Below are 11253 nucleotides of genomic sequence, written 5' to 3' on the forward strand. Positions count from 1 at the left end.
TTTTTCTTTGGTTTATATCTCACATTTCGCACCCTCCCAACGAAAATCGGGAGGATTTTTTCGTTCCGATGTCGAATGAATCCTTGACACACAAGGAAAGTGAAGGAGTTTTTCTCTCATGAACGTTCAAGTCAAAAAGGTCTATCGTAATGATTATTTGAATATAATAAGTGCCCTATTCAAGAAACTGGGTCTGCCTCAATTGATTGACCATCTCGTGCCCGTCGATCCGCAGTGCCAGACTCGAGTCAGCGATGCCGTTCAGGCCATCATCTACAATCTGTTTGACGGCCGGCAAGCCCTTGTTCACTTGGAACATTGGGCTCAGGAGGTCGATTGTGAGAAACTCATCCGTCCCGATCTCCATCCTTCCTGGTTGAACGACGATGCGTTGACCCGTCATCTCGACCGCCTGTATGAGGCTGGCATTCACAACGTCATCAGCACTTGCTTGATTCATATTTATCGCAAAGAAGGCCTTTCCCTCCGAGCCTTCCACGCCGATACGACGGACAAGACCGTTTACGGCGCGTATGAATCGGCCTCGTTAGAGGCCTTACAAATCACACATGGCTACAACCGCCATCATCGTTGGCAAAAACAGATCGGTTTCGGACTGGTCGGCAACGAGGACGGCATCCCGTTTTACGGCGATGTGCACGATGGCAACCTGCCCGATAAAACATGGAATCCCGAGGTGCTGTCTCGTGTCCATGAACAGCTGAAGCAGGCCAAAATCGAAGACGAATGGATTTACGTGGCCGATTCTGCCGCGATGACGAAAGAGACCCTGGCGCAAACCAAAGCGGCCAACGCCTTTTTGATCACCCGAGGCCCTTCGTCGCTCCGGATCGTGAAAACCGCGCTGGCCGAAGCGGATGCTGAGGACACGACGTGGAGCGATCCCTTTACGTTGGCGGAGAGAAACGGCGCCACGTACCGGGTATGGGAAACGGCCTCGACGTATGAAGGCCACCCCGTTCGGCTGATCGTTGTTGAATCGAGCGCGCTCGACCAGCGAAAAGGAAAGACGCTCGAAAAAGAACGAACCAAAGAAGCGGAGCTTCTTCGCGAGGAACAAGCCCGTTGGGAGCGTCACCCCTTCTCCTGCCGGGAAGATGCCGAACAAGCCTTGGCGTCCCTCAAGGCGTCCCTTCGCCCCCGGTTTCATCGGGTTGAGGCCGCGGTCGAAGAGATCGTACGCCCGAAAAAACGGCGCGGACGGCCGAAAAAAGGGGCGGAACCCGAGGTGGAGACGCTGTATTTCTTGCACCTTGACGTCGAATTCGACCAAGACGCGTGGGAACAGGCAAGACGGAAAGCGTCCCGGTTTGTCCTTGTCACGACCGTTCCGAAGGAATGGAAGGGCCAACCCATGGATGCCCAAGAGATCTTGAAGCTGTATAAAGGGCAGATCTCGGTGGAAATGAACTTCGCTTTTTTGAAAGATCCGTTTTTCACGGATGAGATTTACGTCAAAAAACCAGAACGGGTCGCAGTATTAGGCTATTTGTTTCTGTTGGCCTTGGCGATTTACCGCGTTTTTCAGCGCCGAGTGCGTCAGTTTATTACTCCAGAACACCCGTTGAAGGGTCCTGGAGGCCGCAAGCTGACCCGGCCGACGGGACAGGCGATTTTTCAGCTGTTTCAATATGTGAACGTCGTCCTGTTCAAGCTGCCGGATGGGCGCATCCAACGCTCACTGGATCGCTCCCTTACCCCTGATCAGCGAAGGATTCTGCAGGGGTTGGGGCTGGATGAGAGCATTTACGTGTAACGTCATACGGAACGACCAGCGATGGTAAAAAAAGGATTGCCATCGCTCGTTGTGTTGGTCAAAAAGTTATTCTGAAAAACTAAATAAAAAATCCTTTGTTTTGACCTTGTTAGGGTGCGAAATGTGAGTTATATACCTAAAAAAGATATTTATTTCATTTCTGAGAGTGAAGATGACATCTGTTTTAAACATAAAAAGGGAATGGTGGATCACACATCCATAAAACCAGCAAAAAAGTCAAAGTCGATGTCAATCCATCACGGATTCAGGAAATAAAGAAAAAGAAGCGAAAGCATGGATTGACGACTTCAAACAACGGGCGCAACAAGCCGGGGAAGAAATCCGGGCGAAAATTGGCGAAAACGCAACGGTCACCGTAGCCGAAAACTTTGATAAGCAGCTGTATGTGTTCGGCAACAATTGGGCGCGCGGCACAGAAATTTTGTATCAAGAAATGAAGCTGAAAATGCCAAAAGCGGTCGAAGAGCAGGCGCTCAAACCGGGCTACTATGCCGTTTCCCTTGAAGCGCTGCCGCAGTTTGTCGGCGATTACCTCATCTTAAGCAAAAACGGCGACGGCGATACATCGTTTATGGAAACGAACACGTTTAAAAACATCCCTGCTGTCAAAAACGGCCGTATGTTCGTCGCTGATGCCAAGGCGTTTTATTTCAATGACCCGATTACGTTAGACTACCAGCTCGATTTCTTTAAAAAGCATTTTTTAGGCCAATAATGACGAGACGGGGCGTTCACGGACAGTGAATGTCCCGTCCTTTCTTGTGAAAAGGAGGAAACCGCCGATGGAAGCAAACCGCCGGCTATGGCCGTTTCGTTATATGTTTCTCTTCTCTCTTATCCTGCTGATGGCCATCTGGTTCGGATCCATGGCCATCGGCGTCGCTGATACGACATGGAGTGACGTATGGCGCGCGCTCTTTTCCGATGAACAAGGTAAACAACTGGACTTGATTCGCGAGCTCCGTTTGCCTCGGGAAACCGCGGCGGCCTTTGTCGGCGCCGGACTCGCCGTCGCTGGGGCGATCATGCAAGGAATGACACGCAACCCGCTTGCTGACCCAGGACTGCTCGGCTTAACCGCTGGAGCGAACGCAGCGTTGGCCATAACGATGGCCTTTTTTCCTTCCGCCCATTATCTCGCAATCACCATCGCCTGTTTGCTTGGGGCGGCGGCCGGAGCAGGGATGGTCTTTGGCATCGGCGCCGCCCGCAAAGGCGGCTTTTCTCCATTGCGCATCGTCCTAGCCGGCTCGGCGGTCTCAGCGCTTTTGTTTGCCGTCGCTGAAGGAGTTGGCCTTTATTTTCATATTTCCAAAGACGTTTCGATGTGGACATCGGGCGGGGTAGCCGGAACGTCGTGGAAACAGCTGTCAGTCATCATTCCGCTCATCGTGATCGGGCTCGCCATTGCCGTATGGTATTCGCGGCAGCTGACGATTCTTAGCTTGAGCGAAGACGTCGCCGTTGGCGTCGGACAAAAAACAACAGCCGTCAAAACGTGGCTGTTTTCCGCTGTGTTTTTATTAACAGGAGCATCGGTCGCCATCGCCGGCAACATCACCTTCATCGGCTTGATGATCCCTCATCTTGTGCGCGCAATCGCCGGCGCCGATTACCGATTCATCATCCCGCTGTCGGCCACGGTCGGCGCGACCGGCATGATCGTCGCTGATACGGCGGCCCGCACGGTCAATGCCCCATTTGAAACGCCAGTGGCAGCCATCGTTGCGGTGATCGGCTTGCCGTTTTTCCTGTTTGTCGTGCGGAAAAAAGGGAGGGGCTTTGAATGAGAATGCGCATCACAGCAGTGTTAGGCATGCTTTTGTTGCTTATTGCCGCAACAGCCGCCATCGCGTTGGGCGCCGGCGAAGCGCCGCTCTCGTACGGACGCATCGCGCCGACACTGTTCGGCTACGGTTCGATGCAAGAAGCGTTTATTTTGTTTTCTCTCCGCCTGCCGCGCATCGTGATTACGTTGCTCGCCGGGATGGCGCTCGCCTTGTCGGGAGCGATGCTGCAAGGCACCACCCGAAATGAGCTCGCCGATCCGGGCATATTGGGCATCAACGCCGGTGCCGGCGCAGGCGTCGCTATATTCTTTTTATTTTTCCCGATTGAAGCCGGGACGTTCCTTTATGCTCTGCCGCTCGTCGCCTTAGTGGGAGCACTGTTGACGGCGGCGGCCATGTACGCCGTTTCCTACCATCAAACAACCGGGCTGCAGCCGGTATCGTTCGTCCTGACCGGGGTCGGGTTTTCGATGGCGCTCTCCGGGCTCATGATCATCCTCATTTCCGCCGCGGACCGAACGAAAGTCGACTTTATCGCCAGATGGCTTTCCGGAAACATTTGGGGCGATGATTGGCCGTTTATTTGGGCGATGCTGCCGTGGCTTGTCATCGGTGCATTGATCGGTCTATATCGGGCGAAACGGCTAAACCTTTTGCATTTAGGCGATCCGGTCGCCATCGGCGTCGGCGTTCATGTTCGCCGCGAGCGGCTCGTACTGATGGCGACAGCGGTCGCCGTCGCTGCAGCGGCCGTCGCTGTAACCGGGGGCATCTCTTTTATCGGCTTAATGGCGCCGCACATCGCCAAAATGATCGTCGGCCCGCGCCATGAGCGGGCCATTCCGGCAGCGATGCTCATCGGCGGCTGGCTGCTGCTTGCCGCTGACACGATCGGGCGAAACGTTCTCGCCGAACCGCTTCCGGCCGGAGTTGTTGTGTCATTCATCGGTGCACCATACTTCATTTATTTGTTATTGAAGCGTTGAACCTTTTGATGGCCATGAGACGGATCAAGGATGGCGGATAAGCTCGTTCAACTGCCTTCATCTTCATCTCTCTACTCCCGTTTCACTTTGAAACGGGAATTTTTCCGTTTGCGATGCGAAAAGGGCTGGCTCCAAGACCGAAAAACAGCCTTGGGCGCGCAGCCCTTTTTGGCAAAACCATTCCTTAAAATGCCGGAATTAAGAAGCCCGGCGCCGCTTCCAAAAGCGGACAGCTCCAATCAAAATGATCGCAGCAATAATGACATACACCACTTCGGCGTACATCCCAATCACTTCGGATACTTTCCCCCACGACTCACCGAGCGCCGCCCCGATCGAGATTAAAATCGTATTCCAAATGAGCGTGCCCAGCACCGACAGCCAGGCAAACAGCCCTATATTCATCTTCGCCATGCCCGCCGGGATGGAAATCAAGCTGCGTACAAGCGGAACCATGCGCCCGAAAAAAACGGCCCACACCCCATAGCGGTGAAACGTCCGGTTCGCCTTGGCGATGTCTTCCGGCTTCACCCGCAGCCATCCGCCCCAACGGTCAACGATCCGCTCGAGCCGCTCAACCGACAACAGCCGGCCGATGCCGTACAGCACCAATGCCCCGGCAACCGAACCGGCGGTCGCCGCCGCAATAACGCCAGGCACCGTCAAAGACGTGTACGTCGTCATAAACCCGCCAAACGGCAAAATGACTTCCGACGGAATCGGCGGAAAGATATTTTCCAGCGCGATCATAAAAAAAATGCCGATATAGCCAAATTGCTCCATAAAATCAGTGATCCACGCCTGCATGGCGCCATTCTCTCCCTTCCGCACGGCTCATTGTATGTACGCATGTCTCTTTCCTCATAATGTATGTATATGATATGGTAGTACAAAAAAAGATCCTTTGCAAAAAAGAAAAGCAGCTTGCTTTCGCTCTCCCTTCGATATCACCGGCTTCATCGGCGTCTCGCAAACGAAAGGCCGCCCACCCCCAAGCAGATGAGGATGGACGGCACGCCCCCCTAGCAACAACCTTTCCATGATTATACCCAACCGCGGTAGCGAGCTGCTTCTGCTGTTTGGCGCAGCCCGATCATGTACGCCGCCATGCGCATATCCACACGGCGCGATTCCGCCAATTCATAGACGCGATGAAACGCGCTCGTCAATTTCTCTTTCAACTTCTCGACGACTTCCTCTTCCGTCCAATAATAGCCTTGGTTGTTTTGCACCCATTCAAAATAGGAAACCGTCACCCCGCCAGCGCTCGCCAGCACATCAGGCACCAATAGCACGCCCCGCTCCGTCAAGATTTTGGTCGCTTCCAGCGTCGTCGGGCCGTTGGCCGCCTCGACCACAATTTTAGCGCGAATATTCGCGGCATTGTCACGCGTAATTTGATTCGCTACCGCGGCCGGAACTAAAATATCACACTCTTTTTCCAGCAGCTCTTGATTGGTGATGACATTCTCAAACAGCGTTGTCACCGTGCCAAAACTGTCGCGGCGATCCAACAAATACGGAATATCCAGTCCGTTCGGGTCATACAACGCGCCATACGCATCGGAAATGCCAATGACGCGAGCTCCAGCTTCATGCAAAAACTTGGCCAAAAAGCTGCCTGCATTGCCGAATCCTTGAATAATGACCCGCGCCCCCTGCAACTCGATTCCCGCTTTTTTCGCTGCTTCTTCGATGCAAATCGTGACACCGAGCGCCGTCGCTTTTTCCCGGCCTTGGGAGCCGCCGAGCACAAGCGGCTTGCCGGTGATAAACCCAGGCGAGTCAAATTCGCGGATGCGGCTATATTCATCCATCATCCACGCCATAATTTGCGAGTTGGTAAACACGTCCGGCGCCGGGATATCTTTGGATGGCCCCACGATCTGGCTGATCGCCCGCACATAGCCGCGGCTGAGCCGCTCCAGCTCACCCATCGACATGTTCCGCGGGTCGCAGACGATGCCACCTTTGCCGCCGCCATACGGCAAGCCGACAATTCCGGCTTTGATCGTCATCCACATCGACAGCGCCTTGACTTCTTCCTCGGTGACATCCGGATGAAAACGAATGCCTCCCTTGGTCGGCCCTACGGCATCGCTATGCTGGGCGCGGTAGCCGGTAAACACTTTCACCGTTCCGTCATCCATACGGACGGGAATGCGTACGGTAAGGACGCGCAAAGGTTCTTTGAGCAGCTCATACATCTCCTCGCCGTAGCCAAGTTTGGCCAGCGCCTCTTTGATCACGCGCTGGGTGGAGAGAAACATATTTTCTTCCATCGTCTCATTCGCCTCTTTGACTCGATTTATGGACGGGACAAGACATTCGCAATCCGTTCGAACGCCCAATCCAATTCCTCTTTCGTAATGATGAGCGGCGGTGCGAAACGAATGACCGTCTCGTGCGTTTCCTTGCAAAGCAATCCTTGCTCTTTCAGCGCCTCACAGTACGGACGCGCCGGCACATGCAGCTCGACGCCGATAAATAAGCCGCGGCCGCGGATCTCTTTAATATCGTCGTTTCGGATTTGTTTTAGTTTCGAAAGGAAGTATTCGCCAAGCTCAAGCGAACGCTCCGCTAGACGCTCTTCTTCAATCACTTCGAGCGCCGCGATCGACACCGCACATGCAAGCGGATTGCCGCCAAACGTCGATCCGTGCGAACCGGGTTCAAACACCGACAAAATGTCGCGGTTGGCGACGACGCAAGAAATCGGGAACACCCCGCCGCCCAACGCTTTCCCTAAAATATACATATCGGGCACAACCTCTTCCCAGTCGCAGGCAAACAACTTCCCGGTCCGGCCGAGACCGGTTTGAATTTCGTCCGCGATGAACAGGACGTTGTTCGCTTTGCATACGTCATACGCCGCTTTTAAAAATCCTTGCGGTGGAATGCGGATGCCGGCTTCTCCTTGGATCGGTTCGACAAGAAACGCCGCCGTATTCGGTGTAATCGCCGCTTTCAACGCTTCGATGTCGCCGTACGGGATGATTTTCACTCCGGATAGCAGCGGTCCAAACCCGCGTTTATAAGCCGGTTCGGACGACAGCGACACGGCGGCAAGCGTCCGGCCGTGGAAGTTTCCTTCACAAACGATGATTTCGGCTTGGTTGTCCGGGACGCCTTTGACGTCATACGCCCAGCGGCGCGCCGCCTTGAGCGCCGTTTCCACCGCCTCGGCGCCCGTGTTCATCGGCAGCACCATCTCTTTTTTCGTCAACCGGCACACTTTTTCGTACCACGGGCCGAGCTGGTCGTTATGGAACGCGCGCGATGTGAGCGTCACCCGATCGGCTTGCTTTTTCAACGCTTCAATAATCTTCGGATGGCGATGGCCTTGGTTGACAGCGGAATAAGCGCTTAACATGTCCATATAGCGGTTGCCCTCTGGGTCTTTCACCCATACCCCTTCCGCTTCCGAAATGACAATCGGCAATGGATGATAATTTCGTGCTCCATATCGTTCCGTTTGTTCGATGAGCTGTTGCGATTTTGTCGTCATCAAAATCCCCCTTTTTTCCTCACTCTCCACCTTCACGGACAACGTTTGCCTTCATCCGACGATTGACGGACCAACGTTCCATTACAGGAAAAGGGCGGCTGCGGCCGCCCCGCCATTAAAACATTTCCGATACGGTTTTCGCTTGCATATGGAGAATCAAATAGTCCGGGCCGCCAGCTTTCGAGTCGGTGCCTGACATGTTAAAGCCGCCAAACGGCTGATAGCCGACAATGGCCCCTGTGCAGCCGCGGTTGAAGTACAAGTTGCCAACATGGAACTCGTGCCGCGCTTTTTCGAGATTCGCCCGGTTGCGCGAAATGACGGCTCCTGTCAGACCGTATTCGGTGTTGTTCGCGATCTCAAGAGCATGGTCAAAGTCGCGCGCTTTCGCAAACGCCACGACCGGTCCGAAAATTTCCTCCTGCATGATGCGCGCGTTCGGGTCGACATCAGCAAACACTGTCGGCTGGATGAAGAAGCCCTTTGCATCGTCTCCTTCCCCGCCCGTCATGAGACGGCCTTCCTGTTTTCCGATCTCGATATATTCCATAATTTTGTTGTACGCGTTTTGGTCGATCACCGGCCCCATAAACGTCGCTTGCTCCGCCGGGTCGCCGACGTTAAGCTGCTTTGTCAGCTCGACGACGCGGCTGAGCACTTGATCATACACATCTTCGACGATGATCGCGCGCGAGCACGCCGAACATTTTTGCCCCGAAAAGCCAAACGCCGACGCGACAATCGATTGCGCCGCCAGTTCCAGGTCGGCTTCCTTGTCCACAACGATGGCGTCTTTGCCGCCCATTTCCGCGATGACCCGCTTCAGCCAAATTTGCCCTGGGTGCACTTTCGCTGCCCGCTCATAAATGCGGATGCCGACATCCCGTGATCCGGTGAAGCTGATAAATCTTGTGCGCGGATGGTCAACCAAATAGTCGCCGACTTCCGCGCCGCTGCCCGGGATATAGTTCAATACACCAGCCGGAAGCCCCGCTTCTTCCAACACTTCCACAAATTTATACGCCACCACCGGCGTTGCGCTCGCCGGTTTCAGCAGCACCGTATTGCCCGTCACAAGCGAAGCGACCGTTGTCCCCGCCATAATAGCAAACGGGAAGTTCCACGGTGAAATGACGACGCCGACGCCAAGCGGGATATAGAAAAAGCGGTTCGTTTCCCCCGGACGGCTTTCGACCGGAATGCCGTCTTTCAACTTCAACATTTGCCGGCCGTAATATTCCATAAAGTCAATCGCTTCCGCGGTATCGGCGTCCGCTTCGCGCCACGGTTTGCCTGCTTCTTTCACCAGCCAAGCGGAAAACTCGTGCTTGCGCCGACGCACGATCGCCGCCGCCCTGAACAAAATATCGGCCCGCGCTTCCGGACTTGTCCGGCTCCAAGTGCGGAACGCCTCATCAGCGGTTTTCATCGCCCGCTCCGCCAGCTCTTTGTTCGCTTTCGCCACCCGGCCGACCACTTCCGTTTTGTTCGCCGGATTGATCGAAATGATTTTGTCCTCCGTCATCACCCGCTCGCCGCCGATCACAAGCGGATAATCGCGCCCAAGCTCCGATTCCACTTTTTTGAGCGCCGCTAAAAACGCCTCACGGTTTGCTTCTACGGTAAAGTCGGTGAGCGGTTCGTGTCTGTACGGCTGCACCATTTGGTCATCCTCCTTTTAAAGGCAAAAAAATTTTTCGTTATAAAACGGTTTCATAGTTATATTATGCAAATGATTATGGCTTTTTTCAATTGTTTTTACTTGGCGGCCTTGAGCTCCCCTTCTTCTGCGGCTAGGGGCTGAACCCGTTTTTTCGCCACAAGGTGGTAGTACCCGTAGCAAGCGAGCAAAAACGGAATGCCGCAGTAAAGCGCGATCCGTTGATCTGGGATAAAGGCCAGTCCGATGATCGTCGCCATATTCAACGCAAACGCGGCCAGCGGCACGAACGGATACAACGGCGTCCTGTATTTCAGATCGCGCACATCGCCGCCTTCGCGCAAAAACGCTTTCCGGCCGAAATAGCTTGACAGCGCGATGGAAGCCCACACCGTGACGGCGCCAAATCCGGCGATCGCCGTCAGCCAGACGTACACCGTATCTTCCGCATACACGCTGCACAACAGAGACAAGCAGCCGATGGCAATGCTGGCAATAAGCGCATTGATGGGCACGCCGCGTTTCGATAGCTTGCTGAAAAACGGAGTGACCATGCCTTGGCGCGACATCGACCAGAGGACGCGCGATGTCGCATATAAGCCCGAGTTGGCCACCGACAGCACCGCGGTAATGATGACAAAGTTCATGATATCGGCTGCATACGGAATGCCAATGTTGTCAAACACCTCAACAAACGGGCTTTCCACAACGCCGGCTTTCTCCCACGGAAACAAACCAGCCAGCACAAAAATGGCCAAAATAAAGAAGATCAAAATGCGCCATACGGTGTTGCGCAACGCAACCGGCACCGTTTTTTCCGGCTCGCGGCTTTCCCCTGCCGCCACGCCGACCAATTCCGTCCCCTGGAACGAAAAGTTCACGAGGATCATCGTCGTAAAGATCGCCCAAAACCCATTTGGAAACAAGCCCCCATGGTCTGTAAAGTTCGAGAAAAACGGAGCAGGTTGTCCATTTTTCATATGGATGACTCCGAACATCGCCGCCAGACCAAGAACAATAAAGGCGATCACCGTCAGCACCTTGATGCTCGAAAACCAAAACTCCACCTCGCCAAATCCTTTGACAGACAAGGCGTTGATCAAAAACAAGAGCACAGCGAAGACCGCACAAAACACCCATGTCGGCACATCAGGAAACCATCGCTTCATCAAAATGCTGACCGTGAGCAGCTCGATGCCGACCGTCACCGACCAGTTCAGCCATGACAGCCAACCGATGCAATACCCCACTGCCGGCGAGATGAATTTCGTCGCATACGTCTGATACGACCCGCATCAGGAATTCTCACGGCCAATTCTCCTAACGAAAGCATGGTCAAATACATAACCAATCCGCCAAAAAGATAAGCAACGACGGCCCCTCCTGGCCCCGCCTCATGAATCGTATAACCCGATCCTAAAAACAAACCGGTGCCGATCACTCCGCCTAGCGCGATCATAAATAAATGCCTGCTTTTTAGCTCTCGTTTCAGTTCTTGCACTGGTTGCATC

At 54.1% G+C, this 11253-nt stretch carries 7 protein-coding genes and 2 pseudogenes; 4 read left to right on the plus strand and 5 right to left on the minus strand.

Translation table 11 applies throughout. The features are described 5' to 3' along the window. The first annotated feature begins 118 nt into the window (after positions 1-118). From CWI35_RS09430 to CWI35_RS09445, 4 genes and pseudogenes are all read left to right on the plus strand, one after another. Positions 119-1777: an IS1634 family transposase gene (locus CWI35_RS09430; RefSeq protein ID WP_119877693.1), complete on the plus strand. Its 1659-nt coding sequence runs from the start codon at positions 119-121 to the stop codon at positions 1775-1777. Positions 1778-2048: 271 nt separating this feature from the next. Beyond that, positions 2049-2513: pseudogene (locus CWI35_RS09435) on the plus strand (ABC transporter substrate-binding protein); the annotation flags it as partial. Between the two features lie 67 nt (positions 2514-2580). Continuing rightward, positions 2581-3588 carry a FecCD family ABC transporter permease gene (locus CWI35_RS09440; RefSeq protein WP_119877694.1) on the plus strand — a complete coding sequence of 336 codons (1008 nt, stop codon included), beginning with the start codon at positions 2581-2583 and terminating at the stop codon, positions 3586-3588. Beyond that, complete coding sequence (locus CWI35_RS09445; protein ID WP_119877695.1) at positions 3585-4574, plus strand: FecCD family ABC transporter permease; 990 nt, start codon at positions 3585-3587, stop codon at positions 4572-4574. The genes CWI35_RS09440 and CWI35_RS09445 overlap by 4 nt, the downstream gene beginning before the upstream one ends. A 198-nt stretch (positions 4575-4772) precedes the next feature. On the opposite strand, the gene CWI35_RS09450 is transcribed toward CWI35_RS09445, so the two are convergent. The 5 genes and pseudogenes from CWI35_RS09450 to CWI35_RS09470 all read right to left on the minus strand — a co-directional run bounded on the left by CWI35_RS09450 (position 4773) and on the right by CWI35_RS09470 (position 11183). Further along, the gene (locus CWI35_RS09450; RefSeq protein ID WP_119877696.1) at positions 4773-5381 is read right to left on the minus strand and encodes a DedA family protein; all 609 of its coding nucleotides are present in this window, start codon (positions 5379-5381) and stop codon (positions 4773-4775) included. Between the two features lie 236 nt (positions 5382-5617). Next, positions 5618-6856, minus strand: coding sequence for a Glu/Leu/Phe/Val family dehydrogenase (locus tag CWI35_RS09455; RefSeq protein ID WP_014194643.1), 1239 nt, complete (start codon positions 6854-6856; stop codon positions 5618-5620). Between the two features lie 26 nt (positions 6857-6882). Beyond that, the gene (locus tag CWI35_RS09460) at positions 6883-8082 is read right to left on the minus strand and encodes an ornithine--oxo-acid transaminase (RefSeq protein ID WP_011229698.1); all 1200 of its coding nucleotides are present in this window, start codon (positions 8080-8082) and stop codon (positions 6883-6885) included. A gap of 115 nt (positions 8083-8197) precedes the next feature. After that, entirely contained in the window at positions 8198-9745 is a 1548-nt protein-coding gene (pruA, locus tag CWI35_RS09465; RefSeq protein WP_011229697.1) for an L-glutamate gamma-semialdehyde dehydrogenase, read from the minus strand. 95 nt (positions 9746-9840) lie between these two features. Further along, positions 9841-11183: pseudogene (locus tag CWI35_RS09470) on the minus strand (amino acid permease). Between the last annotated feature and the right edge of the window lie 70 nt (positions 11184-11253).

The sequence above is a fragment of the [Bacillus] caldolyticus genome, from assembly GCF_003595605.1.
GTDB lineage: Bacteria > Bacillota > Bacilli > Bacillales > Anoxybacillaceae > Geobacillus > Geobacillus thermoleovorans.